24 protein-coding genes and 3 tRNA genes are annotated in these 25,581 nt (G+C 70.0%); 7 read left to right on the top strand and 20 right to left on the bottom strand.

Going from position 1 to position 25,581, the window contains the following annotated elements; all coding sequences use genetic code 11:
- Positions 1-6: 6 nt before the first annotated feature.
- Both C1N74_RS04200 and C1N74_RS04195 read right to left on the bottom strand, forming a co-directional pair.
- Complete coding sequence (locus tag C1N74_RS04200; protein ID WP_064956003.1) at positions 7-2,061, bottom strand: ABC transporter ATP-binding protein; 2,055 nt, start codon at positions 2,059-2,061, stop codon at positions 7-9.
- Positions 2,058-3,785 carry an ABC transporter ATP-binding protein gene (locus tag C1N74_RS04195; protein WP_137750045.1) on the bottom strand — a complete coding sequence of 576 codons (1,728 nt, stop codon included), beginning with the start codon at positions 3,783-3,785 and terminating at the stop codon, positions 2,058-2,060. The genes C1N74_RS04200 and C1N74_RS04195 overlap by 4 nt, the downstream gene beginning before the upstream one ends.
- A 113-nt stretch (positions 3,786-3,898) precedes the next feature.
- Here C1N74_RS04195 and C1N74_RS04190 point away from each other — a divergent pair, with 113 nt between their 5' ends.
- Positions 3,899-4,594 (top strand): GTP pyrophosphokinase family protein, encoded by a 696-nt coding sequence (locus tag C1N74_RS04190; protein ID WP_023952117.1) that lies wholly within the window; start codon positions 3,899-3,901, stop codon positions 4,592-4,594.
- A gap of 24 nt (positions 4,595-4,618) precedes the next feature.
- Here C1N74_RS04190 and C1N74_RS04185 read toward each other — a convergent pair whose 3' ends face one another.
- The 6 genes from C1N74_RS04185 to C1N74_RS04160 form a co-directional block, all read right to left on the bottom strand.
- On the bottom strand, positions 4,619-5,041 hold the full coding sequence (locus C1N74_RS04185) for an organic hydroperoxide resistance protein (RefSeq protein ID WP_023952119.1): 423 nt from the start codon (positions 5,039-5,041) through the stop codon (positions 4,619-4,621).
- Positions 5,038-5,532, bottom strand: coding sequence for a MarR family winged helix-turn-helix transcriptional regulator (locus C1N74_RS04180; protein ID WP_240482614.1), 495 nt, complete (start codon positions 5,530-5,532; stop codon positions 5,038-5,040). The genes C1N74_RS04185 and C1N74_RS04180 overlap by 4 nt, the downstream gene beginning before the upstream one ends.
- A gap of 93 nt (positions 5,533-5,625) precedes the next feature.
- Positions 5,626-6,522 carry an SDR family oxidoreductase gene (locus C1N74_RS04175; protein ID WP_137750044.1) on the bottom strand — a complete coding sequence of 299 codons (897 nt, stop codon included), beginning with the start codon at positions 6,520-6,522 and terminating at the stop codon, positions 5,626-5,628.
- 53 nt (positions 6,523-6,575) lie between these two features.
- The gene (locus tag C1N74_RS04170; protein ID WP_103841102.1) at positions 6,576-7,460 is read right to left on the bottom strand and encodes an SMP-30/gluconolactonase/LRE family protein; all 885 of its coding nucleotides are present in this window, start codon (positions 7,458-7,460) and stop codon (positions 6,576-6,578) included.
- On the bottom strand, positions 7,450-9,240 hold the full coding sequence (locus C1N74_RS04165; RefSeq protein ID WP_137750043.1) for a glycoside hydrolase family 15 protein: 1,791 nt from the start codon (positions 9,238-9,240) through the stop codon (positions 7,450-7,452). Before C1N74_RS04165 ends, C1N74_RS04170 begins: the two co-directional genes overlap by 11 nt.
- The gene (locus tag C1N74_RS04160) at positions 9,237-9,596 is read right to left on the bottom strand and encodes a hypothetical protein (RefSeq protein ID WP_023952129.1); all 360 of its coding nucleotides are present in this window, start codon (positions 9,594-9,596) and stop codon (positions 9,237-9,239) included. The genes C1N74_RS04165 and C1N74_RS04160 overlap by 4 nt, the downstream gene beginning before the upstream one ends.
- A 142-nt stretch (positions 9,597-9,738) precedes the next feature.
- On the opposite strand from C1N74_RS04160, the gene C1N74_RS04155 reads away from it, so the two are divergent.
- Entirely contained in the window at positions 9,739-10,659 is a 921-nt protein-coding gene (locus tag C1N74_RS04155) for a DUF368 domain-containing protein (protein ID WP_137750042.1), read from the top strand.
- A 62-nt stretch (positions 10,660-10,721) separates the two neighbouring features.
- Entirely contained in the window at positions 10,722-12,041 is a 1,320-nt protein-coding gene (locus C1N74_RS04150; protein ID WP_258318004.1) for a cytochrome P450, read from the top strand.
- Positions 12,042-12,593: 552 nt separating this feature from the next.
- On the opposite strand, the gene C1N74_RS04145 is transcribed toward C1N74_RS04150, so the two are convergent.
- The 5 genes from C1N74_RS04145 to C1N74_RS04125 form a co-directional block, all read right to left on the bottom strand.
- Positions 12,594-12,667, bottom strand: a tRNA-Met gene (locus C1N74_RS04145).
- A 23-nt stretch (positions 12,668-12,690) separates the two neighbouring features.
- Positions 12,691-12,762: transfer RNA gene (locus C1N74_RS04140), tRNA-Thr, on the bottom strand.
- A 63-nt stretch (positions 12,763-12,825) separates the two neighbouring features.
- Positions 12,826-14,220, bottom strand: coding sequence for a M23 family metallopeptidase (locus C1N74_RS04135; RefSeq protein WP_081731739.1), 1,395 nt, complete (start codon positions 14,218-14,220; stop codon positions 12,826-12,828).
- A 134-nt stretch (positions 14,221-14,354) separates the two neighbouring features.
- Positions 14,355-15,152: an inositol monophosphatase family protein gene (locus tag C1N74_RS04130; protein ID WP_181405578.1), complete on the bottom strand. Its 798-nt coding sequence runs from the start codon at positions 15,150-15,152 to the stop codon at positions 14,355-14,357.
- 45 nt (positions 15,153-15,197) lie between these two features.
- Positions 15,198-16,079 (bottom strand): hypothetical protein, encoded by an 882-nt coding sequence (locus C1N74_RS04125; RefSeq protein WP_023952139.1) that lies wholly within the window; start codon positions 16,077-16,079, stop codon positions 15,198-15,200.
- A gap of 78 nt (positions 16,080-16,157) precedes the next feature.
- Between C1N74_RS04125 and C1N74_RS04120 the strand changes: the two genes are divergently transcribed.
- Together C1N74_RS04120 and C1N74_RS04115 are read left to right on the top strand one after the other, a co-directional pair.
- Positions 16,158-17,432 (top strand): sensor histidine kinase, encoded by a 1,275-nt coding sequence (locus C1N74_RS04120; protein WP_023952141.1) that lies wholly within the window; start codon positions 16,158-16,160, stop codon positions 17,430-17,432.
- A 13-nt stretch (positions 17,433-17,445) separates the two neighbouring features.
- Positions 17,446-18,114 (top strand): response regulator transcription factor, encoded by a 669-nt coding sequence (locus C1N74_RS04115; protein WP_023952143.1) that lies wholly within the window; start codon positions 17,446-17,448, stop codon positions 18,112-18,114.
- Here C1N74_RS04115 and C1N74_RS04110 read toward each other — a convergent pair.
- A complete protein-coding gene (locus C1N74_RS04110; RefSeq protein ID WP_137750041.1) occupies positions 18,111-18,311 on the bottom strand; it encodes a hypothetical protein in 201 nt (66 codons plus the stop codon). The two genes, C1N74_RS04115 and C1N74_RS04110, sit on opposite strands and share 4 nt — an antisense overlap.
- 171 nt (positions 18,312-18,482) lie before the next feature.
- Here C1N74_RS04110 and lanKC point away from each other — a divergent pair, with 171 nt between their 5' ends.
- Together lanKC and C1N74_RS04100 are read left to right on the top strand one after the other, a co-directional pair.
- Positions 18,483-21,104, top strand: a complete 2,622-nt coding sequence (lanKC, locus tag C1N74_RS04105) for a class III lanthionine synthetase LanKC (RefSeq protein WP_137750040.1) — start codon at positions 18,483-18,485, stop codon at positions 21,102-21,104.
- Between the two features lie 4 nt (positions 21,105-21,108).
- A complete protein-coding gene (locus C1N74_RS04100; RefSeq protein ID WP_114597945.1) occupies positions 21,109-21,225 on the top strand; it encodes a SapB/AmfS family lanthipeptide in 117 nt (38 codons plus the stop codon).
- Between the two features lie 65 nt (positions 21,226-21,290).
- On the opposite strand, the gene C1N74_RS04095 is transcribed toward C1N74_RS04100, so the two are convergent.
- The 6 genes from C1N74_RS04095 to C1N74_RS04070 form a co-directional block, all read right to left on the bottom strand.
- Positions 21,291-21,372, bottom strand: a tRNA-Tyr gene (locus tag C1N74_RS04095).
- Between the two features lie 93 nt (positions 21,373-21,465).
- Positions 21,466-21,957 (bottom strand): FBP domain-containing protein, encoded by a 492-nt coding sequence (locus C1N74_RS04090; RefSeq protein ID WP_023952148.1) that lies wholly within the window; start codon positions 21,955-21,957, stop codon positions 21,466-21,468.
- A 61-nt stretch (positions 21,958-22,018) separates the two neighbouring features.
- On the bottom strand, positions 22,019-23,401 hold the full coding sequence (locus tag C1N74_RS04085) for a hypothetical protein (RefSeq protein WP_137750039.1): 1,383 nt from the start codon (positions 23,399-23,401) through the stop codon (positions 22,019-22,021).
- Positions 23,398-24,537 (bottom strand): DUF2510 domain-containing protein, encoded by a 1,140-nt coding sequence (locus C1N74_RS16360; RefSeq protein ID WP_258318003.1) that lies wholly within the window; start codon positions 24,535-24,537, stop codon positions 23,398-23,400. The genes C1N74_RS04085 and C1N74_RS16360 overlap by 4 nt, the downstream gene beginning before the upstream one ends.
- A 123-nt stretch (positions 24,538-24,660) precedes the next feature.
- Positions 24,661-24,984 carry a hypothetical protein gene (locus tag C1N74_RS04075; protein WP_137750038.1) on the bottom strand — a complete coding sequence of 108 codons (324 nt, stop codon included), beginning with the start codon at positions 24,982-24,984 and terminating at the stop codon, positions 24,661-24,663.
- 48 nt (positions 24,985-25,032) lie between these two features.
- A complete protein-coding gene (locus C1N74_RS04070) occupies positions 25,033-25,527 on the bottom strand; it encodes a GNAT family N-acetyltransferase (RefSeq protein WP_181405577.1) in 495 nt (164 codons plus the stop codon).
- Positions 25,528-25,581: the final 54 nt, after the last annotated feature.

The following is a 25,581-nucleotide window of genomic DNA, read 5'->3' as shown; positions in this document are numbered from 1 at the left end:
TTCAGACTACCGATCGGCCGCGACCTGGCTGCCCGTCTCACCGTCGACCGCGGCGATCTCGGCGACCGCCTCCGCCTGCTCGGTCGCGGCCTGCTCGAACTGCGATCGGTAGAGGCGCCAGTAGGCGCCCTGCGCTGCGATCAGCTCGTCGTGCGAGCCCTTCTCGACGATGTCGCCGTGCTCCATCACGAGGATGAGGTCTGCGTCGCGGATGGTTGAGAGCCGGTGTGCGATGACGAACGAGGTGCGGCCCTCGCGCAGTGCCGACATGGCCTGCTGCAGCAGCAGCTCGGTGCGGGTGTCGACCGAGCTGGTCGCCTCGTCGAGAATCAGCACAGCGGGCTGCGCCACGAAGGCCCGTGCGATCGTGATGAGCTGCTTCTCCCCGGCCGAGACGTTCGCGGCATCCTCGTCGAGGACCGTGTCGTAACCGTCGGGCAGCGAATGCACGAAGCGGTCGACGCGCGTCGCGGTTGCTGCCTCGACGATCTCGTCGTCGGTCGCGCTCTCGCGGCCGTAGCGGATGTTGTCGCGGATCGTGCCGGCGAAGAGCCACGGGTCCTGCAGCACCATGCCCGTGCGCGAGCGCACATCGTCGCGCGAAAGCTCGGAGATGTCCTGACCGTCGAGCAGGATGCGGCCGCCGTCGAGCTCGTAGAAGCGCATGAGGAGGTTCACGAGCGTGGTCTTGCCCGCCCCGGTCGGACCGACGATCGCGACCGTCTGCCCCGGCTCGACCCGGAACGTCAGGTCGGTGATGAGGGGCTTGTCGGGTGAGTAGGCGAAGCGGACATGCTCGAACTCGATGACGCCGCGACCGCCGCGCGCCGGCTCGGCGTCGGGCGCATCGGGCTCCTGCTCGTCCTCGTCGAGCAGCTCGAACACGCGCTCGGCCGACGCGGTGCCGGACTGCACGACCGCGGCCATGCCGCCGAGCTCGGACAGCGGCTGGGTGAACTGCTGCGAGTACTGGATGAACGCCTGCACGTCGCCGAGTCGCAGCTGCCCCGACGCGACCATGAGGCCGCCCAGCACCGCGATGCCCACGTACGTGAGGTTTCCGATGAAGGTCATGCCCGGCATGATGAGGCCCGACAGGAACTGCGCCTTGAACGCAGCTTCGAACAGCTCGTCGTTCTCGGCCGCGAACTTCTCGCGCGCATCGCGCTCGCGGCCGTACACCCGGACGAGCGCGTGACCGGAGAACGACTCCTCGACGCGGGCGTTGAGGCGTCCGACCTTGCGCCATTGCACCGCGAACGCCTTCTGCGACCGCGGCCCGATGACGCCGAAGATCACGGCCATGAGCGGCAGCGACACGAGCGCCACGAGCGCCAGCTGCCACGAGATGGAGAACATCATGAAGAGCACGCCGACGACCGTCAGCACGCTCGTGAGGGCGGTCGACAGCGACTGCTGCATCGTCTGGGTGATGTTGTCGATGTCGTTCGTGACCCGCGAGATCAGCTCACCGCGCTGGACCCGGTCGAAGTACGACAGCGGCAGCCGGTTGATCTTCGCCTCGACCGACTCGCGCAGACGCCACATCGTGCGGACCATGATGATGTTGATCACGAAGCCCTGCAGCCAGGTGAGCACGGCCGAGCCGACGTAGATCGCGAGCACGGTGACGACGACCCACTTCAGCCGATCGAAGTCGACGCCCGCGCCCACCTGGAAGTTCTGCATCGCTCCGACGATGTTGGCGACATCCGTCTGCCCCGCGGCGTTGAGCGCCGCGACGACATCCTCCTGGCTCGTGCCTGCGGGGAACTGCGAGCCGAGGTTCGCCGAGACGACGCCCTCGAAGATGAGGTTCGTGGCATCGCCGAGGACGCGCGGAGCGAGGACGGCGAGAACGACGCCGACCGCGCCGAGAACCGTCATGAGCGCGAACACGACCGCGTACGGCCGCAGCAGTCCGATCATCCGCAGGAAGCTCGGCCCGAACTTCGCCGCCTTGCCGGGTGCCACGCTGTCCCAGCTGCCCGAGTTCTGGCGGGCCTGCTCGGCCAACTCGAGCTCGGTGCGCTCGTCGTCGGTGAGGTTGTCGGCGCTCATGCGTCCACTCCCAGCTGCGATTCGACGATCTCTCGATACGTCTCATTGGACTCGAGCAGTTCGTCGTGCGTGCCGAGACCCGCCATCCGGCCGTCGTCGAGCACGAGGATGCGGTCGGCACCGGTCACGGTGGAGATGCGCTGTGCGACGACGATCTTCGTGACCTCCGGCAGTTCGCGCCACAGCGCTTCGCGCAGTCGGGCATCCGTGGTGAGGTCGAGCGCGGAGAACGAGTCGTCGAAGACCAGGACGTCGGGGCGCCGCACGATCGCGCGTGCGATGGCGAGCCGCTGTCGCTGCCCGCCCGAGACGTTCGTGCCGCCCTGGGCGATGCGGGCGTCGAGCCCGCCCTCCATCTCCGCGACGAAGTCGCGCCCCTGCGCGATCTCGAGCGCCCTCCACAGTTCGTCGTCGGTCGCGTCCTCCCGACCGAACCGGAGGTTCGACGCGACCGTGCCGGTGAACAGGAAGGCGCGCTGCGGCACGTAGCCGATGCCGCTCCACAGCAGATCGAGGTCGGCTTTCCGGACATCGACGCCGGCCACGGCGACCGCCCCTCCCGTGACGTCGAACAGACGCGGGATGAGCGACACGAGGGTCGTCTTGCCCGAGCCGGTCGAACCGACCACCGCGACCGTCTCGCCCGGAGCCGCGCGGAACGAGATGCCCTCGAGCACCGGCGCATCGGCGCCCGGGTAGGTGAACGAGACGTCGTCGAATGCAACGGCGCCGGGCTCGGGGAACTCGCGTACCGGCGCCGTGGGCCGCTCGAGGGCATCGTGAGAGGAGAGCACCTCGCCGATGCGGTCGGCCGAGACCGCGGCGCGCGGGATCATGATCGTCATGAACGTCGCCATCAGCACGCCCATGAGGATCTGACCGACGTACTGCATGAATGCGAAGAGCGTGCCGATCTGCACGTTGCCCTGGTCGACCTGGATGCCGCCGAACCAGATGACCCCGACGACCGTGACGTTGAGCACCAGCATGGCGAGCGGGAACATCAGGACGAACAGGGATCCGACCTTGCGGCCGACGATCATGATGTCGGTGTTCGCACCGCGGAAGCGCTGCTCTTCGATGCGCTCGCGGACGAACGCCCGCACGACCCGGACGCCGGTGAGCTGCTCGCGCATGATGCGGTTGACGTTGTCGAGCCGCGTCTGGAACTGCCGGAACAGCGGCACCATGCGCCCGATGATGAGCCCCGCGACGACGAGCAGCAGCGGCACCGCGACCCCGATGAGCCAGCTGAGCCCGACATCCTGCTGCAGCGCCATGATGACGCCGCCGATCGCCAGCATCGGAGCTGTGACGAGCATCGTGGCGCCCATCATCGCGAGCATCTGCACCTGCTGCACGTCGTTCGTGTTGCGGGTGATGAGCGTGCCCGGGCCGAAGCGCGAGACCTCGCGCTCGGAGAAGCCGCTGACCTTCTCGAAGACGTCGCGTCGGATGTCGCGCCCCGCGGCCATCGCGGCGCGGGCGGCGCACAGCGTCGCGATGACCGACGCGACGATCTGCCCGAGCGCGATGACGAGCATGATCGCGCCGCGCGACCAGATGTAGGCGGTGTCGCCGCGGGCGACGCCGTTGTCGATGATGTCCGCGTTCAGACGAGGCAGATAGAGCGAGGCCATCGCCGAGCCGAACTGGAACACCAGCACGCCCAGGAGCAGCCACCGATAGGTGCGCAGATAGCGGAACAGGAGCTTGCCGAGCATGGGTCTCCTTGAGCGAGTCGACCGGACGGTTCATGGTAGCGCCGCGCTCCGACACGCGACCGACCGACGATCCTCACAGCCGCCGCCGATGCCGGATCGGTACCGTCGGTGCCATGACGACCGGCAGCTCCGTGCCCCCGCTATCGATCACCGACGGTCTGCAGAACTTCTCACCCCAGGAGCTGCGGAGCCTTCGCGACGAGTTCCAGCAGTTCCTCCTGGAGTACCGGTTCGGGATGCAGGAGATCGAGACCAAGCTGCAGATCCTGCGCGACGAGTTCCAGCAGCTGCACGACTACAACCCGATCGAGCATCTCTCCAGCCGGCTGAAATCGCCCGACGGCATCGTCGAGAAGGTCGTGCGCAAGGGCGTCGAGCCCGAGTTCGCGTCGATCCGCGAGCACATCACCGACATCGCGGGCGTGCGCGTCACGTGCAGCTTCACGCAGGACGCCTACCGCCTGTTCGACCTGCTCACGGCCCAGGATGACATCGAGGTGCGGACCGTCAAGGACTACATCGCCGAGCCCAAGCCCAACGGCTACAAGAGCCTGCACGCGATCGTGGAGGTGCCCGTCTTCCTGTCCACGGGCCGCATCACCGTCCCCGTCGAGGTGCAGTTCCGCACGATCGCGATGGACTTCTGGGCGAGCCTCGAGCACAAGATCTATTACAAGTTCGCGGCGAACGTGCCGGCCGAGCTGATCGCGGAGCTGAAGGATGCCGCGGAGACGGCGGCCGAGCTCGACGCGAAGATGGAGCGCCTGCACCGGGAGGTGCGGCACCGTCCCCGCGTCGTGCGCATCTGAGCGCGCGACGCGGGGACGCCGGGATCAGTCCTCCGAGACCGTGATCTCGACGGGGATGTTGCCGCGGGTCGCGTTCGAGTACGGGCACACCTGGTGCGCAGCATCGGCGAGCTCCTGAGCGACCTCGCGCTCGACACCGGGCAGCACGACCTCGAGGACGACCGAGAGCGAGAACCCGCCGGCATCCGTCGGGTGGATCTGCACCTGACCGCCGACGGCCGAGTCGGTCACGTCGATCTTCTTGGACCGCGCCACCATCTGGAGGGCGGAGTGGAAGCAGGCGGCGTAACCGGCGGCGAACAGCTGCTCGGGGTTGGAGCCGTTGCCCGAGCCGCCCATCTCCTTCGGGATGGCCATCTCGAGGTCGACGCGGCCGTCCGTGGTGCGGACGTGCCCGTTTCGGCCGGCGCCCGTCGAAAGTGCTTCGGCGGTGTAGAGAGCGCTCATGCGTGCTCCTCCTTCATTTCCTTTTCGGGGGTGGTCTTCGTCGCGCGAGGAGCCGCGCGCAGATCGGTGGCGGTATCGCGCATCCCGTCCGCCAGCTCGGTGAGGGCGGCGATCAGCTGACGGGCTCCGTCGACGGTGACGCCCATCCCCTGCGCGATGCAGGCGGGGACGTGAGCGAGCTCCGTGCGCAGCTCGCGCCCGCGGACGGTGAGCGACACGGTCACGACGCGCTCGTCGGCACTGTCGCGGCCGCGCTCGACCAGACCGTCGCGCGTCATCCGGCGCAGCAGCGGCGAGAGGGTGCCCGAGTCGAGGTCGAGCGCCTCGCCCAGGTCGCTCACGCTGCGCCCGTCGCGGTTCCACAGCAGCACGAGCACGAGGTACTGCGGATAGGTCAACCCGTGCGGCTCGAGCAGGGCGGCATACGCCTTCGTGGTCGCGCGCGACGCGGCATAGAGCGAGAAGCAGACCATGTGCTGCGTCGGTTCCATGTGACGCATCGTACACAACTCAGTTGTGCACAATCAATATGGTCGAGAAGAGCGCCGGCAGCCGGGGCCGCCGACGCCCTCCGAGCGCGGACGTCAGGGCGTGGGCATGCCGCCGTTGACGTTCAGGGTCTCCCCCGCGACGTAGCTCGATTCCGCGGAAGCGAGGAACACGTAGGCGGGCGCGAGCTCCGCCGGCTGGCCCATGCGTCCCAGCGGCGTCTCCTCGCCGAAGCTGTCGATCTTCTCCTGCGGCTGCCCGTCGCTCGGCTGCAGCGGCGTCCAGATCGGCCCGGGCGCCACGGCGTTCACGCGGATGCCCTTCGGTGCGAGCTGCTGCGCCAGGGCCTTGGTGAAGGTGTTGATCGTCGCCTTCGTCGAGGCGTAGTCCACGAGCGTCTCCGACGGCGAGTAGGCCTGGATCGACGTGGTGTTGATGATCGAAGCGCCCGCCGGCAGGTGCGGGAGCGCGGCCTTGGTGATCCAGAACATCGCGTAGACGTTGGTCTTGAAGGTGTCGTCGAACTGCTCGTCGGTCAGATCGGCCAGCTCGTACTGGAAGATCTGCTTGCCGCCGTTGTTGACGAGGATGTCGATGCCGCCCAGCGCCGAGACGGTGTCGGCGACGAGCGAGCGGCAGTACTCCGGGTCGCGCAGGTCGCCCGGGAGCTGCGCCACCGTCACGCCCGCATCCCTCAGAATGCCGGCGATGCGCTTCGCGTCCTCGTCCTCCTCGGGGAGGTAGGAGATGGCCACGTCGGCCCCCTCTCGAGCGAAGGCGATCGCGGTCGCGGCGCCGATGCCCGAGTCGCCGCCCGTGATGAGCGCCTTGCGCCCGGTGAGGCGGCCGCTGCCGCGGTAGCTCTCCTCGCCGAGGTCGGCCTTCGGCGTGAGGTCGGCGTCGAGGCCCGGCTCGTCCATGTGCTGCTTCTCGGGCTCGATGTCCGCGTACAGCTCGGCGGGGTTGGCGAAGGTGTACTGGTCACGGGACATGGTGTCTCCTTCCATCGGTCTTCCTGGGGGTGGTCGTCACTCGGGTCCGTCGATCAGGTGATCGACGCAGATCCGAACGTGTGGATGGGGCGGCCGGTCGCGCCCGGTTCGAGGCGGAGGATGCCGCCCGAGAGGGGATGCCGCTGCAGTTGCTCCTCGGAGAGGTTCTCGCGCGCCGATCCGACGAGGAGGACGTCGAGGTCGGGACCGGCGAACGCGACGGATGTGATGTTGGGCGCGGGCATCGCGATCTCGTCGACGAGTTCGCCGTTCGCACTCCAGCGCGCCACGATGCCCTCGCCGTACAGGCCGTTGAAGAACGAGCCGTCGGTCGCGAGGACCAGCCCGTCGCTCGATCGGCCCACGAGGTACGGCTCGAGCTCGCCGAGGTCGCCGGCGGGGCCGTATGGCGCCCGGTAGACCGTCGAGGTCGCGGTGTCGGTGATGTACATCGTGCGCCCGTCGTCCGACCACTCCATGCCATTGGCGACGCCGTAGCCGCCGCCGAGCACCCGCAGACCGCCGTCGGGGTCGACCGACCAGACGGTCGCGTCGGGGGCGTCGCGCGTGAGCTCCATGGCACCGACGACGAACCGGCCGAACGGATCGACCTTGCCCTCGTTCAGCCGCATCCCGTCGTGGCGGTGACGCAGCGTCGCGAGGTCGCGCTCGATGCGCCCGTCCGGGTCGAGCAGGACGACCCGGTCCTTCAGCGCCGCGATGTAGCCGCCGCCCGCGGCCGGCTGCACCGCCGACAGCGGCGGGGGCAGCTCCACGACGCGGTCGTCACTGCCGTCGACCGCTCCGTCGAGCGGGCCGCGATGCAGCAGTCCCGCGGTGATGTCGACCCACACGACCTCGTCGGCGCGGTGATCCCACCAGATGCTCTCGACGAGCACGGCACGGGTGTCGCGGAACACTCCGATCTCATCTGTCACGGAGTGCCTCCCCGGGGACGACGTCGCGGATGGTGAGCACGGTCGCGATGAACGCGAGGTGGCTGAGGGCCTGCGGGGTGTTGCCCCACGCGGTGCCGTCGTCGGCGTCGATCATCTCGGCGTAGATGCCGACGTCGTTCGCGAGGGCGACGAGCTGGTCGACGAGGTCGAGCGCCTCGTCATGCCTGCCGACGCACGCGAGCGCCTCAGCGCGCCAGAACGCACAGGCGACGAACGTCTTCTCCTCGGCCGATACCCCGCTGTAGCGGTACAGCAGCGGCCCGGCGCCCAGTTCCGCGGAGAGGGCGTCGATCGTCGTCGACATGCGCTCGCCGCGGTCGAAGCCGGTTGGCGCGTGCAGCAGCACGGAGGCGTCGAGCTCCTCGGACCCGGCGTAGAACACGTACGCAGACTTCACCTCCGACCAGCAGTTCTCTTCGATCCAGAGCCGGATGCGTTCGCGCTCGGCCTTCCACCGCTCCGCGCTTCCGGGGATCGCGCCGCTCTCGGCGAGCGCGACCGCGTCGTCGAGAGCTTTCCAGCACCCCATCTTCGACGAGGTGTAGTGCCGCTCCTCCGGCAGCTCCCACATGCCCGAGTCGGGGTTGCGCCACAGGTCGCACGTGCGGTCGGCGACACCCGCCAGCATCCGTGCCGTTCCGATGTCGAGCACGTTGCCCGCATCGACGTACGTTCGGCAGATGGCCATGAGGTCGCCGTAGACGCCGAGCTGGAGCTGCTCGCGGGCGGGGTTGCCCGTCACGACGGGCTGATTGCCGCGCCATCCGGGCACGGGATAGTCCTGGGCATCGGGCACGAGGTCGCCGTTCAGCGTGTACATGACGTGCAGCTCGGGCCCGTGCTCGCGGATGGTGCGCAGCATCCACGACAGCGCCGCATGCGTCTCCTCGCGGAGCCCGAAGCGCACGAGGGCGTGAGCGGTGTAGGCGAGGTCGCGAACCCAGGCGTAGCGGTAGTCCCAGTTCTTGCCGCCCTCGGGATTCTCGGGCAGCGAGGTGGTGGCGGCCGCGGCGATCGCGCCGGTGGGGCTGAAGATGAGCAGCTTGAGGGCGAGCGCGCTGCGCTGGATGCGTTCCTGCCAGGGCCCCTCGTACGAGAAGACCTCGGACCAGTGCCGCCAGTTGTCGATCGTCCGGTCGATGCCGATGTCGACGTTGCGCGGGTCGGGAAGATGCAGGGGCTCGTCGTGCGTCGCGGCGAGCGCGATCAGGTGGCGCGAACCGGCCGAGGTGGTGAACGACCCGGTCAGGCGCGGGCCGCTCGTGCCGTCGGGGTCGGGCGCGTCGGGGCCGTGCTCGAAACCCACGACGACGAGGGCGGTCTTGCCGCTGCGGATGACGTCGCCGTGCTGGGTGCGCTCGATCCAGGGCGATGCCGTCCGCAGCGAGGTGCCGGGATGGATACGCCAGGCCATCGGCACGGTGCCATCGATTCCGTCGATGCGCCTCGCCAGCTCCGCCCACGGCATCCGCCCGGCGACTCCCGAGACCATCGCGTCGGTGACCTTCACGGTTCCGCGGGCGGTGGTGAACGTCGTCTCCAGGACGTTGGTGTCGGGGATGTACCGCCGGGTGGTCTCGAACTCCTCGGTGGGCGCGAGCTCGAGGCACCCGCCCGTCTCACTGTCGAGCAGGCGGGCGAAGACCGGGGTGGAGGTGAGTTCGGGAAGCGGCAACCAGTCGATGCTGCCGTCGAGTCCGATCAGCGCGACGGTGCGACCGTCGCCGATCGGCGCGTACGACTCGATCGCCGCGGTCACATGCCCTCGTCGTTGATGTCGCCCTCGCCGTCCTCACCGAGCTCGGCGATGACCGGGTCGTCTCCCTGGGTCTCGGGCTGGGCGTATCCCGTGGGCAGGTCCTCCGCGGGGATCTCGTCTTCGTCCGAGGGAATGTGCGCCGGGTCGTCGCTCGTGGCGGTGGCGGTGTCGAGTTCGGCGGGGTCGACGCCGGCGTCGAGCGCCTCGTCGATCGCGTCGGTGCGGTCCCACTCTCGCTGCGCGGGGTCGAGGTCGGGATCGGCCACGCTGGTCGCATCGCCGTCGCGCAGCGGCTGGATGCCGGCGTCCTCGGCTGCGGTGGGGCGGGCGAGGTCGTCGTTGAATGCGTTGGACATGACTCCACGATGCGCGGGAGCGATGAATTCGTCGAGCCACTTGCACCGGGCCCGAGGGCGCGGTAACGGCGACCACCACGGGTCGCTCAGGTGGTCACCGGTAGCGTGGAACGCTCCGTCGTCGTCATCCCGGAGGTCACCCATGCCCGTCGCCCGAATGCTGTTGGATGCCGGTCGCGGCGCTCTCATCGGGACCGTCGAGATCATCCCCGGGGTCAGCGGTGGCACCGTCGCGCTGATCGTCGGGGTGTACGAGACGCTCATCGACTCGGCCGGCCACCTCGCCCGCGGTGTCGCCCGCGCCGCCTCCGACGGCGTCCGGGGCCGCGGCCTCACTCGTGCGCGCGAGGAGTTCGCCGCCGTGCGCTGGTCGGTGGTCCTGCCCGTCGGCTTCGGCATGATCGCCGCGGTCCTCGCGGCATCCGCGATCCTCGCACCGATCATCGAGGCCGAGCCCGTCGCCTCGCGCGCCCTCTTCGCGGGACTCATCCTGGCCTCGCTCGTCGTCCCGATCCGGATGGTCGGCGGTCGCTGGCGGATGCGCGAGTACGCCATCGCGGCCGTCGGCGCCGTCGCCGGTTTCCTTCTCACGAGCCTCCCCCAGGTCGATCCCCTCGAACCGCCCCTTCCGGTGGTCGCGCTCGCGGCGGCGTTCGCCGTGTGCGCACTGGTCGTCCCGGGCGTCTCGGGCTCGTTCATCCTGCTGGCCGTCGGTATGTACGCCCCGACGCTGGCCGCCGTGAACGAGCGCGACCTGGTCTATCTGGGTGTGTTCATCCTCGGCGCGATGATCGGTCTCGGGCTGTTCGTGTCGGTGCTGCAGTGGCTGCTGGTCCACCGGCGGCGCGTCATGCTGGCGATGATGACGGGCCTGATGCTCGGTTCGCTCCGCGCCCTGTGGCCATGGCAGGAGGGCGGCACGGTGCAGCCCCCCGGGCCCGATGCCCTGCCGGTGCTGCTCCTCGTCCTCCTCGGCGCGGCGGCGGTGGGCGGCGTGCTCCTCATCGAATCCGCTGTTCTGCGCAGGGCTGCTCGTCGCCTCGAATCGGGCGCCGCGGGCTAGCACACGTCGGCTGGATCCGCCTCCCCCTCGGCTCAGCCGGGCCGGCGTGTGAGCGTGGACTCATGATGTCTTCGATCACCGCCGCTGCACGCACGCTGACCGACGACTCCCCCCAGCTTCTGCTGCGCGGTTACGGGTTCGGCGATCGGATCTGGAGGCGAGTGCGAGCCGGCGCTCGCTCGGCGCCGATGGGCCTTCTCGGCGATCCGACGATCTTCGTCCGGGGCGCCGAGGGCGTCGAGGTGTTCTACGACGAGGACCGGGTGCGGCGTCACGGGGCGATGCCGGGGATCGTGCAGGAGACCCTCTTCGGCCACGGTTCGGTTCACAGCCTCGACGGTCAGGACCACAGGCACCGCAAAGCGACGTTCCTCGACGTCGCCTACGAGGACGAGCAGGTCGAGCGCCTGCGCCCCTTCCTCGCCGCCGAGTGGCAGCGCGAGCTCGACGACTGGTTCGCCGGCGGTGAGCGCTCCGCCTACGACGCGGCTGTGGGCGCCTTCGGGCGTGCCGTCATGCGGTGGGCGGGACTTCCGGGCACTCCCGCCGCGAAGACGCGGTGGGCGGCGCGCCTGGCGCAGATCGTGGACGGCTTCGGCGTCCCCTACTCGCCCGAGTACGTCCTCGCGTGGATCAATCGCCGCTGGTCCGACCGCCACGCTCAGCACCTCATCGAGGCGGTGCGCGACGGCGACCTCCAGCCGAAGCCCGGAACGGCCCTCCACGCGTGGGCCTGGCACCGTGATCGCGCCGGCGTGCTGCTGTCTGCGCGTCTCGCCGGGATCGAGCTGCAGAACAGCATGCGACCCATGATCGCCGTCGCGCGGTTCGTGGCCTTCGCGGCGAAGGAGCTGCACGATCGTCCGGAGTGGCGCGAGCGCATCGCCGCGGAGGCGGCCGATCGCAAGACCCTCGACGGCGGACCGCTCGCCGTCGCGTTCGCCCAGGAGGTCCGCCGCACGGCCCCGTTCGTCCCAATGCTCCCCGCGCGTGCGGTCGCCGACATCGAGCTCGACGGCCAGCGCGTCGCGGCGGGTGGCCGCGTCGTCCTCGACATCCTCGGCACCAACGTCGATGACAGCTCGTGGGAGCGCGCCGACTCGTTCGCGCCCGAGCGCTTCATCGGCGTCGACGACTACGAGGCTCTTCCCGCGTTCGTCCCGCACGGCGGCGCGGATGTCGCCACCGGCCACCGGTGCCCGGGAGAGAAGCTCGCGATCGCCGGGCTCGCGACCGCGATCACGGCGCTGAGCCACCCGGATGTCACGATCCTCGGCTCCGGTCTCGACGTCGACATGCGCCGGCTGCCGACGAAGCCCGCGTCGGGCGGTCGTGTCCGTGCGGCCGGCACCGGCAGCGGTTGCCCGTTCCACCGGCGCTGACGCGACACGACCCGTCCTCGGGCACCGTGTCCCCCGAAAGGCCGACTCGACGGACCGGCCGGGAGGCCCTAGCGTCGATGACGTCGACGATCTTCCCCCCGGATCGTGGAGCGCCCCGCATCCTCGGATGACGGGGCGTTCTGGTTTCCGGTCCGCGTGGGAGTGCCCGGCATCATCCGATCGGATGAAATCCTGCGCGGAACATCAGCGGATACAGAGCCCTTCAAGAGCCCAGTCGCGGGACTTTTAAGTCGTTTGACCGGCTTTTTTGAGCCCGGCCAGGGGCGCAGCCGGTGAGCACGGGCCATCTGCCACCCGAGGCATGATCATCACGTCGGGTGCGATCCAGCGCTGATGGGGAGCAGGGCGGGCCTGCTCGATCCCTCGGCCGCGAGTTAGGTCCTCGTCTCGCGTCCGACCTGCGCCCGGGACTCTGGAGGGGTCCCGGGCGCCTCCTCTTTCCCTGATGCGTTCGTGTTCGGCGCGACGGCCGCCGCGTCAACCTCGCCCCGGATACGACAAAACCCCCGGACGCACCGGGGTTTTCATCTGTAGCAGGAGCGGGGCTTGAACCCGCGACCTCACGATTATGAGTCGTGCGCTCTCACCAACTGAGCTACCCTGCCGCAACGCATCCGAGGATGCTGCGAGCCCCGAGTCAGGATTGAACTGACGACCCCTTCCTTACCATGGAAGTGCTCTGCCACTGAGCTATCGGGGCGTGCCACCCGCAAGCGGGCAACTAGAAGAGGATACCATCTCGGCGGCCTCACTTCGAATCAGGTCAGCGCTTCGTGTGCTCCTCGAGCCAGGCGATGGGATCGGTCTGCGTGGTGCCGCCGAGGAGGACCTCGAGGTGCAGGTGAGCCCCCGTCGACTTGCCGGTGCTGCCGACCTTGCCGATGATCTGGCCGGGCTCGACCGTGTCGCCGACCTTGACCTTGAGCGAGCCGTACTGCATGTGGCCGTACCGGGTCGAGACGAGCTCGCCGTCGATGTTGTGGTCGATGACGACCGTCACTCCGTAGTCGCCGCCCGCCTCGGTCGCGATGCGGACGGTTCCGCCCGCAACGGCGTGGATGTCCGCGCCTGCGCCCGGAGTGAGGTCGACCCCGCGGTGCGGACGCGAGAACTCGGAGAGGTATGAGACGGAGCCGAACTGCGCCGAGATCGGTACACCGACCGGGAACGGCCACTGGATCGCGGCGTTCGGGTCGTTGACCCACGTGCCGGCGAAGTTGGTCACACCCGAGTCTGCGGCGATCTTCGAGACCGAAGTGACGTCGAAGGTGTCGCTGCGGTCGAACGTCACACCGGTGCTGGACGAGGACACGTACGCCTGGATCTCCTCGGGCTCGATCGAGGCCGACGTCCGCGGCACCTCCGCCGTGATGTCACGGCCGGTGTCACCGGACGCGAAGACCGCAGCGGCAGGGCTCGTCAGGCCGACCGCGAGGAGACCGACGGCCGCGACGGCGCTGATCGAGACGGATGCCGCGGCGACGCGCTTGCCGACACGACGCAGGCGCCCCGGGCGGGCGACCGCGACCTCGCGCGTGCGCTGCTGGTGCTCGGCGATCGATTCCTCGGCAACCTGCACCGGCGTCTGAGCAGTGAAGGAGAACAGGCGCGCGGCGAACTCGAACTCGTCGACGTCATGCGCGTCCGAAGGCTTGCGGGTCTCGTCACCGGCGCCCGAGTCGCCGGCCGAGCTCGTCTCGGCGGCATCCGCCGTCTCGGTCTTCGCGGAATCGACTGCGGCAGGACCGAACGACTCCCCCTGGGGGGCAGCGTGCTCGGCCGGACGCGAGCGACGACGACGGGAGGGCGTGACGAGATCCGGGCCGGCGTAGGCGTCGCCGTCGAGGACCGTGAGGACCATCTCGTCGGTCTCGTCGTCGATCTGGGCCTCGGGCTTCGCAACGGGGGCGGTGCTCGCATCGTCGCTCGAAGCCGCGCGGGGCTCGTCGGGCGTCGACGGCGCCTCGTCGATCGTCGCGACGTCGTCGGTCGGAACCGCGGCGACCTTCGCGGCGAGCTCGGCTTCAGCCGCCAGACGCCGCCACTGCGCTCGCGTCAGTCCCGTAGCCCGCGTGAGACCCGTCGCCGCACCGGACGAGGATTCCCCTGCCGAGGGTCGCGAGGACGCGGCCTCGGTGGGGGTGGTCTCAGAAGTCAAATCGCAGGCTCTCGAAAACAGCGCGCGCTGGCGCGGCACAAACTCTCCGGGTGGTGTCCGCCCTCCGGATCGGGTTCCGAAGATAACGAACGGGTAAACACTAACGACTTGCGGCTGGGAATGCGATCCACGCGTCAGCTTTCGTGGAAAACCCGTTCTGCCAGACGACTGTGGAGCGACGGGGACGCGGCGATCGTCATGGTCCGCCCCGGACGCTCTCCGGGCATCCCGGTCACCACTCCCCCGGCCTCGGCGACCAGCAGCGCGCCGGCGGCGTGGTCCCAGGGCTGAAGTCCGCGCTCGACGTAGCCGTCGAGCCGGCCGGCGGCGACGTACGCCAGATCGAGGGATGCCGCCCCGGCGCGGCGGATATCGCGCGCGACGGGCATGATGCGACCCAGCCGCGCGAGATCGCCCGCATGCGTCGCCGGGTCGTAGCCGAAACCGGTCGCCAGGAGCGCGCCCGCGTCGGTCGGCTCGGAGACCGCGAGGCGGGCGTCGCCGAGCCAGGCGCCCTCGCCCGCGGTCGCGTTGAACATCTCGTCGACGGCCGGCGAGAAGACCGCCGCGGCCACCGCCTCCCACTGCTGCGGATCGGGCTCGCCGTCGACGACGGCGATGCTCACCGCGTAGTGCGGGATCCCGTAGGCGTAGTTGACGGTTCCGTCGATGGGGTCGACCACCCAGGTCAAGCCGCTCGCGCCGCGCTCGGCTCCGGACTCCTCGCCGAGGAACCCGTCGTCGGGCCGCGCCTGAGCGATGCGATCGCGAATGAGGAGCTCGACCTCACGATCGGCCTCGGTGACGATGTCGGCGAGCGCGGACTTGGTCGCGGCGATCGCGACGCCCTCGCCGCGGCGTCGACGCGCGAGCGCACCCGCCTCGCGCGCGATCTCGACGGCCAGATCTGTGAGCTCTCGGGCATCCACCATGCGACCCACGCTACGGGGTTCGCGGCCTCCGCAAGGCCGGGAACGTCAGCGCGGGGCGATCGGCTGGTCGGGCAGCGGCGGGGGCGGCGGGTAGTCCTGGTATCCCGGCTGCGCGGGCGCCTGCGTCGGCGGGGTCGTCTGAGCCGCCGTCGGATGTGCCGGAGCCTGCTGCGCGGGGGCATAGCCCTGCGGGTAGGTGGGGCGACCGGTGTAGTAGGCCTGCCAGTCGGGCGATCCATCGCCGAGCACGGGCAAGGGCGTGCGGCCGTCGGCATAGGTCGGCCACGGCGCAGCTGCCGGTGGATGCGGCGGGCGAGGCATCAGCAGTGCGTTCACGAGCGGGACCAGCGCGGTGCCGACCGCCGCGAGGATGGTGAGCGCGACCACGACGCGCCAGTAGATCGGCAGGAAGTCGAACCACTCGCCGCCGACGAGCGGCACGATCAGCATGACGGCGACGATGCCGACGAAGGCGATGGTGACGTAGGTCACGATCGACAGGAACGTCGTGGGGTTGCGCAGGTAGGCCTTCGTGAACAAGCGCAGGTGCAGCAGCGCGAGCTGGAGAATCAGCACGACCAGGAGGAAGCGCATGAAGCGCTCGTATCCCCACCCGAAGCTCTCGGTCGGGGACGGCAGCCAGATCATGACGGCGCCGACCAGCAGCGCGACGACCCAGCTGCCCATGCTCGTGAGCGCGAACCAGGCGGGCCGACGACCCGCCAGGTGCGACTCGAGGATCGCGATGCCCGCAAAACCCGCGAGCAGCAGCACCGTCATGAAGGCGCGCGCGACGATGCCGGTGCCCGAGCCGATCAGAACCCAGACGACGCACACGATCGCCGCGGCGATGAGTGCGCCGATGGCGACCCAGATCGCGGCGCGCAGCAGCTTGCTCGATTCCGGAGATGTGATGGGCTTGCTCATCGACAGGTTTCCTTCCGCGCTGACTCCTCACATCCTGGCATGCACGGGGCTTCTGCGCGGGGCTGAGAGGATTCTGTGGTGAAGCCACCCCGAGAGCCCGGCGTCGACTTCGGCGCACCCGCGACGCAGACCTTCTTCCGCACGCGTCGCGCGTCGGCGATCCTGGTCGCGATCGTCTCGGTGAGCACGACCGTCCAGGTGCTGGCGACGCCGATCACCGCGATGATCGCTGGTCCCGTCGACTGGCCCTTCGACGTATCCATATCGGTCCTGTGCGTCATCCTCGCCCTGGCGTGCGTGGCCCAAGCCTCGGCTGTTCTCCTGAGCGAGCGGTGGCCCCGCACGGCGGTCTTCGCGACGGTCGCCGTCTACCTCGTCCTCCTCGGCGCCTTCGACATACCGAACTGGCTCATCGGCATGTACCTCGTCGTGGCACTCGCGCAGTTCCTTCTGGCCCGCCGGGTCTCGGCCGGTTCGGCCGTCGTGTGCTTGCTCGGCGTCGTGGTCGCCGGCATGGGCGGGCTCTTCACCTGGGCCGTCTTCTACTCGGGCGACGTCAGTACCGCCCTGAGCTTCATGGCGAACGAGTTCTTCCGCTTCTCCGCTCCGGCCCTCGGGGCGACCGCTCTCGGGATCTGGTGGGGCGCCCAGGTGCGTCAGGTGACACTGGCCCGTGAGCAGGCCGAGCTCGCCCGCCAGGAGCACGACGCACGGGTCAACGACGCGCGCGAACGCGAGCGCGCCCGCATCGCGCAAGAGCTGCACGATGTCGCGGGCCAGCACCTCGCCGGGCTCGTGACACTCGCCGATGCCGCCATCTCTCTCGCCCCGGCCCGCCCCGACGAGGCGATCCGCCTGGTCGGTGAGGTGAGGAACGAGGGGCGGTTCGCCGCTGCGAGCCTCGCGGGCGCACTGAGCGACCTGCACACGGAGGCAGCGACCCCGACTGAGACGACGCGTGACCTGCGCCGGGCGGGCGAACTCGTGCAGTTCTGGTCGCGGCGCGGCATGCCGGTGTCGTTCGAGCTGTCGGGCGGGGTGTCGGATCTGCCCGCCGTCGTCTCGACCACGGCGTACCGCGCCCTGCAGGAGGCGCTGACCAATGCGGCCAAGCACGCTCCCGGGGCACCCGTGAGCGTCTCGGTGACCGCCGCCGAGGACGAGCTCATCGTCCGGATCGTCAACCGGGCCCCGAACAGTGACTCGACGCCTGTTCCGGGCCTCGATCTCGGCTGGGGCCTGCGCGGGATGCGCGAGCGCGTCGAGCTGTTGCGGGGCACACTGTTCGCAGGGCCGACGCCGACCGGCGGATGGGAAGTGCGGATCACGATCCCGATCGACCCGGTCGCCTGACAAGGAGAACGGTATGACTCGTGGGGCCGAGCGCATCCGCGTTCTGATCGCCGACGACAATCGTGCTGTGCGTCGCGGGCTGCGACTGCAGCTCGAAGGCGCTCCCGGCATCCAGGTCGTCGGCGAGGTCTCGAACGGCGTCGACGCCGTCCACGTCGCGCGCGCCGAACGCGCCGACGTCGTGCTCATGGACATCCAGATGCCCCAGATGTCGGGGCTGTCCGCGACCCGCCTTCTCGCCCGTCCCGACGACGGGAGCGCGCCCATCGCCGTCATCGTCATGACGAGCTTCGCCGTCGACGGATACGTCAGCGAGGCCCTGGATTCCGGCGCCGTCGGATACCTGCTGAAGAGCCACGACTCGGACCAGCTCGTCGGCGCGATCTACGCCGCGGCTCGGGGCGAGGCTCTCGTGTCATCGCGAGTGACGGCGCCGCTGATCCGCGAGTTCGTCCGCCGCGGCGGGGCCCCCGAAGACCCCGAGGCCGGCGCGCAGCTGACCTCCGCCGAGCGTCGCGTGATCTCCGTTCTCGCCGGCGGCGTCACGAGCAACGAGGGCATCGCCGAGACGCTGCAGGTCTCGGTCCACACCGTGCGATCGCAGCTGCACTCCGCGCTCAAGAAGCTCGATCTCGCGGATCGCACCCAGCTCGCGCTGTGGGGAGCGCGCAACCGGGTCTAGATTTCGTCATCCATCCGGGTGAAACTTCGGCACCGGTTTCTGCCACGCACGAGCAGACCCACCATCATGCTGCCCCGGCCGAGCATGAGGCCGAGGTACGGCTCTGCGCCGCCTGTCGCGGGAAGGATCTCGACGGTGACCGGGTCGGCGGTCGCCACCTGCACGAGCGCGGTCGTGCCGCATCGGGTCTCCGTCACGACGCACTCCGACCCGGCGGGCAGGTCGCTGTACACCTGCTCGTCATCGCCTGCGCCGCTCCCCGCGGCAATGGCAAAGGGGCTTTTGTCCGGTCTTCGCCCGCCGAGCCCGCGGTCCGGCCCGACCGATGATGACCCTGGGCCCGCCGTACCGGGCCGTGGGGGAAGCAGATGGATCCGATCTTCGGGCGTTTCGCGATACGGGATCGGGTGTTCTACGACTCACCCGGCACGGATGCCGCCCGCGCCGGCGCACCGGAAGGCGCGGACGTCTACGCGCCGTCGACGGCGGTCCCGTGGGACGGCTGGCGGCGGGGCCGGCGGCATCCGTGGTCCATCTGGCTGCCGCCCGGGATGCGCCTCGCCGATCAGGGGTGGAAGGTGCATGTCACGGCACTGCCCGACGGGGCCGGCGATGTGCTCGACATCGTGTCGGCGTACTGCCACCGGCACGGCATCCCGTTCAAGCACCTGATCGACGAGCGGGCGCTCGACGCCGTGCTGGCGAAGGATGCCGAGCGGTCGGGCGCCGGGAAGTTCATCACGCTCTATCCGCCCTCGGAGGAGAGCCTGGAGCACTGCCTCGGCACCCTCGACGAAGCAGTCGGCTCCCGGCCCGGCCCGTACATCCTGTCGGACCTGCGCTGGAACGCGGGGCCGCTCTTCGTCCGGTACGGCGCTTTCACCGACCATGAAGTGCTCGTCGACGGCGAGTCCCTGCCGGCGGTGCGCGACCTGCGGAGCGGGCAGTGGGTTCCCGACCGCCGCGAAGCCGGGTTCCACGTTCCGCCCTGGGTCGAGCTGCCGACCTTCCTCCGGCGTCAGCTCGACGCCCTCGGCGACCAGCCGCCGGCGGGATTCCCGGAGATCACCGGGGCGCTGCACTACTCCAACGCCGGCGGTGTCTACCGCGGCTTTCTCGACGGCTCCCCCGTCATCGTGAAGGAGGCCCGGCCGTTCGCCGGCTGGACCCCGGACGGCCGCGATGCCGTCGCGCGGCTCCAGGACGAGGAACGGACCCTGCGAGCCGTCGCCGGCAGAGTGCGCGTGCCGGAGGTGCGGGCATCCCTCGACGCGCACGGTCATCGCTTCCTCGTCCTGGAACAGCTGCCGGGCCAGCCGCTCGATCGGGTGGTGTCGACCAGCAGCCCGCTGACCGCCGCGGTCTCCACCGCCGCGGAGCGCCACGCGTATCGCGACCGGATGCTGCGCGTCGTCGATGCCCTGGGGCGGGAGATCTCCCGTCTCCACGCCGCTGGCCTCACCCACGGGGATCTGCACCCCGCGAACGTCGTGGTCGACGCGGACGGGTCGGTCGGCCTCATCGACTTCGAGATGTCGATGCCGGTCGGCTCCCGTTCCGCCGCCGTACTCGGTGCGGCCGGGTTCACGCTGCCCGATGAGCCCGACCCCGTGCGGCGCGACGCTCACGCACTGGCGTGCATCGAGCTGTACGTCTTCCTGCCGCTCACGAGCGTGCTCGCTCTTCAGCCGGCGAAGGCCGGCGCTCTCGCCGCTGAGGCCGCGGCCGCCTTCGACCTGCCTCGCGCATGGTCCGAGCGCATGGCCGCCGCGCTGCGGCTCGGGTCTCGCGGCGATGGCGCCCCCGGCCAGGCGGGCCGGCATCCCCAGCCCGGTCCGACGATCGAGCGGATCGCCGCGCAGCTGATCGCCGATGCGACGCCGCACCGCCGCGACCGGCTGTGGCCGGGCGATCCCCGTCAGTTCGCGGAGCCCGCGTTCTCGCTCGCCCACGGCGCACTGGGGGTCGCCCTCGCGCTCGACGCCGCCGGTGTCGCTCTGCCGTCCGAGATGCGCGCGTGGGTGTCGCAGTCGATCTCCGCAGTGCGGGACGACCGCCCTCGCGTCGGCCTGATGGACGGCCTCGCGGGCGCGGTGTGGGCGTGCCGCCGCCTGGGGCTCACCGACGAGGCCACGACGCTCGGCGAGCGCCTGCAGAGCGTCGAGCTCGACGTCGGAGCATGGGGCTCCGACCTCGCCTCGGGCCTCGCCGGTATCGGCATCGCCCTCCTCGACGCATCCGGCTCGCCCGACGACCTCGCTCGAGCGATCGACATCGTCGACCGCCTCAGCGAGAGGTGGGGGCTCGACGAGCGGAGCGCGCCGATGACGACGCCGCCCGCATCACGACGGCGCGGCGGCCTCATGGGCGGCGCGAGCGGAACCGCGCTCCTGGCCGTGCGGCTGTTCGAGCACACCCGAGACCGGCGCTTTCTCGAGATCGCCCGCCACGCTCTCGCCATCGACCTCGGCTCGCTGCGGCGCGACGGGGACGGCTCGCTGCAGGTGGACCAGGGCTGGCGGCTGCTTCCCTATCTCGCCCACGGGTCGGCTGGCATCGGACTCGTCCTCGCGCAGTACCTGGCGCATGAGCCGGACGACGAGCTGGATGATGCACTGCGCGGCATCATCCGAGCAGCGTCGGCCCCCTTCGTCGTGCAGTCGGGAATCTTCGCCGGCCGAGCGGGGCTGGCGCTCTTCCTCCACTCGCTGCACGCGACCGGACATGCGACGCCGGAGACGGTCCGCGCCCGCGACCACCACCTGTCGCGGATGACCCTGCATGCCCTCGATGCCCCGGCCGGCGTCCGCATCGTCGGCGACGGGATGCTGCGCGCCTCGTGCGACCTCGCCACCGGAGCCGCGGGCGTGCTGCTCACCCTCGTCGCGGCATCCGGTCGCGGTCCGATGACCGACCGGCCACTCCTCCCCATACTCCCCCCGGTGCTCGCACCCGTCGGTTCTCCGGCGGCGATCGAACGAAGGAGGTGAGGAAATGGGCTTCATCCTGTCGCTGCAGACGCTCGAGAAGAGCGAGGACGAGCACCGCACGGTCCTGGCCAGCACACTGAGCATCGGCCTGTGCCGGAGCACCGTGTCGACCGCCTGCTGACCGGGCGCGAACCACGCGGATCGCCAAGCAGAAGGGCCCCCGCTCAGCGGGGGCCCTTCTCGATGTGGCGAGTGAGGGATTCGAACCCCCGAATGCAATGCAGTCTGATTTACAGTCAGATCCCTTTGGCCGCTTGGGTAACTCGCCAGTGCGCACCCGCCCGGCTTGTGCAGTCGACCGGAGGCGCGAGAACCCATATTACCCCCTGTGACCGCGTGCTCCGAACCACGGCGAGAGCCGTCAGTCGTCGCCTCCGATGACCCGTTCGACGAAGGCCTCGGTGCGGTGGCGGGTGCCGTCGATCCGGCGATCGACGCTCGCGCGGATCTCGCTGGGCGCGAGCGGTCCGGCGATCCGCACGTTGTCGTGACATCCGAGGTCGGCGCAGATGTACGTGCCGATCGTGTCACCGGCATCGCCGGCGGGCCCGGCCTTGCGCGCACTGAAGAGGGTGACCTGGTCGCCGGGCTGCATGGTGTGGCAGAGGTTGCAGAGCGCGGAGCGCGCACGCGAGCTTCCGGATGCCGCGCGCATGACGACTCCGGCCGGCGCACCCTCGCGCTGCGTGATGACGTATCCCCGCTCGCGCGAGTTCGGATCCCGCCACGCGAGGAAGTCGAGGTGGTCCCAGTCGAGCAGCATGAAGTCGATCGGCATCGCCATGATCCGGCGGTCGTCGACCGTCGCGTTGACGAACGAAGCGCGGACTTGGTCTTCGGTCAGAGCTTGCACGCGTTCCAGCCTACGAAGCGCACGGCATTAGCGGGCCGCGTGCGCGGACGCCCTCCCGCGGTCACTGCGATGCGACCCATGCCTGCCAGTCGGCCTCGGTGAAGTCGGTGCTGTCGACGAAGAATCCGCCGCCGAGGACTGAATCCACTGCCATCGTCCAGGCCGACCCGTCATAGGCATCGGCGTAGGCGTAGAACGACCCCGCGGCGTCGTACGCGAGGTTCGCGTCCTTGCTGCGCAGCGCCTCGTCGGTGAAGGCCCCCATTCCCTGCGCGGCGATGGCGGCCTTCACCTCGGGCCGGAGGTACCCGGGATCGGCGAGACCCGATTTCCATTCGACGAAGCGGGCGAAACCCTCGTGGACCGCCACGGGCGGTGCGATGAACGACCCGGGCGCCGCTGTGTAGTGAAGGCCGTGTGCGAACTCGTGGACGAACACTTGCTCGCGACCCGTCGCGCCGCCCGGGCCCATCACGATGAGCGTTCCGGAGGTGTCGGATCCCGTCGCGATCACGGGGTCGAGGAAGCGCTGCGCGATCTGCGGTCGGAGAGTCGGACGGGCGTAACCGGCGACATCCATGTCCCACGGCGTGCCCTTGCCGTACTGCCAGCGCTGGAAGCGTTCATCGTCGTCGGTGATCGCCGATACGAAGCCGTCCTGCGTCGGCTCGCCGCCGAGGGCGCGGATCGTGTCGAGCGCGATGACGGCCGATCGCTCGGCCGCATCCGCGTTCTGATCGACCAGCTCGGCCTCGTCGCTCATCCCGAAAAGGACGACGTGGTCGCGCTTGGCCACGTGGATCTCACCCTCGTCCCACGGGTTCGGCTCGCGCGCGGGGACGATGGATGTGATCGTGGCGGGCTCGGGCGGTTCCGTCTCTTCGTACCGATCGAACGACCGACTGGGGACGGTACCGGGCTCGAAGGTGACAGTGTAGGCGAAGCCCTGAATGAGGTCGAGACCGGCGTCACGGTCACCGTCGCCTCGCTGCGGCTGCGCCGCGAATGCATACTGAGCGCCGAGGATGACCTCGATGGTTCCGGTCTCGTCGACGTCGAAGTCCGACGGCGCGATCGCCGCGACATCCCACCCGATCTTGGTGGAGTTGTCCCACCACAGCGCGAGCTGCGTCGCCGCGTCACCCGTGGCGTGAGCGAGGAACCGCTCGCGATCCTTATCGCGCATCGCGGCGTTCATCTCGGCGAACGTGGCGCTGGTGGGAGTCGCCAGGTCGTTGTCAGCCCACGGAGCCCACGCGACCGGAACATCGGCCGTCGGCCCCGCCTCGGGCGTCCGCGGCCACAGCACGACACCTGCGGCGGCGGTCATCAGCAGCGCGCCGACGCCGAGGGAGGCGATGACGATCTGCATCGTGCGCGCCGCACGGTTGCGCGGCTTCCGCTCCGGCGCCTCGGTGGCCGGCGCGGGGGTGGTGTCGGTCATCGGGTCTCCGCCTTCGAGATGAGGATGATGCGGCGTTCGGAGTCGGTCGTCAGTTCGCCGCCGACGCCCGTCGAGGCGAGGACGAAGACGTAGTCGGTCCCGCCCGAAGAGATCAGGTACTGCTCGAGGGGTGCCGGAGTGTTGGGATCGTTGTGCCACCCCATCAGATCGTTCAGCGGCGCAGCCTGGCCGACGACGGGGAACCCGGCGGCGAGGGCGTCGATGTCGATGCCGTCGTCGAAGGAGGTCGAGGTGCCGCCGCTCAGGCAGACCGCGGCCAGCACACCCTCGGTGCGCGCGATCTCGGACATCTGCGACAGCACGACGTCGGAGGTGTAGCACGCCTGATCGAGTCGGGCGGGCTCGAAGCTCGTCGTCGCGACGACCTCTCCCTCGTACGCCGCCGCCGATGCCGCGCCGGTCACCCGCCAAGGCCCGATCGCCGTCGGCGTCTCTCCCGGTTTGAACGCCGACGGAACGTCGTCACCGTAGTAGTAGGGCCGGGTCAGCCAGATCTCGCGGGTCGAGGTCGCCGTCTGCGGCGTGCCGTCGACGGTGAAGGTGTAGGTCATGTCGACCACTGCTTTGGCGGTGTCCGCGCCGCTGGGCGACTCGTAGCCGGCGGTGCCGTTGGTTCCATAGAGGATGCCGCGCCGGTCGTACTCGATGGAGAGGTCGAGCACCTCCGCGGCGCGCGCGTCGCCGAACAGGGGCGTCGCCGACCCCGAGATCGCGATGTAGCCGGGCGAGGCGTACTGCGTCCAGCCGGGCTCGTCGGCTGTGGCGGCGGCGAGGAAGCCGTCGACGACATCCGGCGCCTCCGAGGTCGCGGCCGCGTTGGCCGAGACGACGGTCCAGCCGACGAACCCGGCTGCGCCGCCGACGATGAGAAGAGTGGCCGCCAGCAGGATCCAGGTCGCGCGCGTCATCACCTTCTGCCCGGGGTTCTTGGGCGCGGGCGCGGCAGCGGGGGCCGCCGCCGGTGCGGCATCCGGCGCCGTCTGCTCCGCCACGGGGTAGGGCGAGACGTGATCGGTCCATCGCTGGCCGTCCCAATACCTCAGCTGCTGCTGTCCCGATGGGTCGGGATGCCAGCCGGCCGGCGCGGTCGGAACAGAGTCCGGCACGTCGTTCACACGTCCCCCTTGCCCCGGCCGCGAGCACCGCCGGTTCGAGACGATGCTATTGGCATGCGCGAAGTGGCTCGTACACCTGCTTTTCCGCGCCGGATCTGCTAGTCGTGACGGACGCCCTCGGCGTCAGATGAACCAGCCGTTCAGGAATCCGGTCCCCAGCAGCACCTGCCCCCAGCCGAGGACCAGTGCCACCACGGGCCACCCGTATCCCGCGCCGTCACCGCGCGCCGCGATCAGCCCGATGATGCCGAGCACGCCGCCGAGGGCGCCTGCCGCGATCGAGATCGGCAGGGCGATGAACAGCATCCATCCCCAGAGCGGATCCACGGTGTACCCGAGGATGAACACGACACCGACCGGGAGGATGCCGATGCCCGCGAGGATCGTCGCGGCGATTCCCCACCCGCGGCCGCGGCGCCGGGGCCGGTCGGCGGGCTCGCTCGTCATGGCGCGAGCCTAGCGTCCCCCGGCGCGAGGCCACGGGCGCGACCGAGGTCAGCGGACCATGCGGGCTTCCGTGATAGCGGGAGCCATCGGGTCGACCTTCTCCATACCGTCGAAGGCGAAGCCGTTCCGAAGGTAGAAGGCGATCGCTCGTGGATTCTGCTTGGCGACCCACAGAGTCGCGGGTGCTGTCCCGAGCGCCGAGTCCAGGAGCGCCTGGCCCACCCCCGTGCCGTGATGAGCAGCGGAGACATAGATCGCGTAGAGGTGGGTGTCACGCCCGGGCTTCTCGCCACCGTCGGCAGAGCTCGGGCCCGCGAGAGCGAATCCCGCGAGCTGACCGCCATGCTCCGCGACGCGCACCGTGACGGTGGGCGCGGGGTCGTTGAGGATCTGATTCCACATCCGATGTCGCGAGGTGACGTGTTCTGCGTCGAAGAACCCAGCCGGCAGGAGGTGCGCGTACGCCTCTTGCCAGGTGGCGACATGGAGTTCGGCGAGCAGCGCTGCCTCCTCGGCGGCGGGCTCCCGGATCACGAAGCTCATGTACCCCACCCTGGCAGGGATCCTCGCCGTCGTGGCAGGGCGCACGGCGGCTCG

The sequence above is a fragment of the Microbacterium sp. SGAir0570 genome, from assembly GCF_005491085.2.
Classification (GTDB): Bacteria; Actinomycetota; Actinomycetes; order Actinomycetales; family Microbacteriaceae; genus Microbacterium; species Microbacterium arborescens.
The sequence above is the reverse complement of the archived record's forward strand: the minus strand, read 5'-3'. Positions and strand labels throughout refer to the sequence as shown.

Coding starts and splice junctions, on each gene's coding strand:
- C1N74_RS04200 (WP_064956003.1), bottom strand. CDS start 2,061: ATGAGCGCCGACAACCTCACCGACGACGAGCGCACCGAGCTCGAGTTG.
- C1N74_RS04195 (WP_137750045.1), bottom strand. CDS start 3,785: ATGCTCGGCAAGCTCCTGTTCCGCTATCTGCGCACCTATCGGTGGCTG.
- C1N74_RS04190 (WP_023952117.1), top strand. CDS start 3,899: ATGACGACCGGCAGCTCCGTGCCCCCGCTATCGATCACCGACGGTCTG.
- C1N74_RS04185 (WP_023952119.1), bottom strand. CDS start 5,041: ATGAGCGCTCTCTACACCGCCGAAGCACTTTCGACGGGCGCCGGCCGA.
- C1N74_RS04180 (WP_240482614.1), bottom strand. CDS start 5,532: ATGGAACCGACGCAGCACATGGTCTGCTTCTCGCTCTATGCCGCGTCG.
- C1N74_RS04175 (WP_137750044.1), bottom strand. CDS start 6,522: ATGTCCCGTGACCAGTACACCTTCGCCAACCCCGCCGAGCTGTACGCG.
- C1N74_RS04160 (WP_023952129.1), bottom strand. CDS start 9,596: ATGTCCAACGCATTCAACGACGACCTCGCCCGCCCCACCGCAGCCGAG.
- C1N74_RS04155 (WP_137750042.1), top strand. CDS start 9,739: ATGCCCGTCGCCCGAATGCTGTTGGATGCCGGTCGCGGCGCTCTCATC.
- C1N74_RS04150 (WP_258318004.1), top strand. CDS start 10,722: ATGATGTCTTCGATCACCGCCGCTGCACGCACGCTGACCGACGACTCC.
- C1N74_RS04130 (WP_181405578.1), bottom strand. CDS start 15,152: ATGGTGGATGCCCGAGAGCTCACAGATCTGGCCGTCGAGATCGCGCGC.
- C1N74_RS04125 (WP_023952139.1), bottom strand. CDS start 16,079: ATGAGCAAGCCCATCACATCTCCGGAATCGAGCAAGCTGCTGCGCGCC.
- C1N74_RS04115 (WP_023952143.1), top strand. CDS start 17,446: ATGACTCGTGGGGCCGAGCGCATCCGCGTTCTGATCGCCGACGACAAT.
- lanKC (WP_137750040.1), top strand. CDS start 18,483: ATGGATCCGATCTTCGGGCGTTTCGCGATACGGGATCGGGTGTTCTAC.
- C1N74_RS04100 (WP_114597945.1), top strand. CDS start 21,109: ATGGGCTTCATCCTGTCGCTGCAGACGCTCGAGAAGAGCGAGGACGAG.
- C1N74_RS04085 (WP_137750039.1), bottom strand. CDS start 23,401: ATGACCGACACCACCCCCGCGCCGGCCACCGAGGCGCCGGAGCGGAAG.
- C1N74_RS04075 (WP_137750038.1), bottom strand. CDS start 24,984: ATGACGAGCGAGCCCGCCGACCGGCCCCGGCGCCGCGGCCGCGGGTGG.
- C1N74_RS04070 (WP_181405577.1), bottom strand. CDS start 25,527: ATGAGCTTCGTGATCCGGGAGCCCGCCGCCGAGGAGGCAGCGCTGCTC.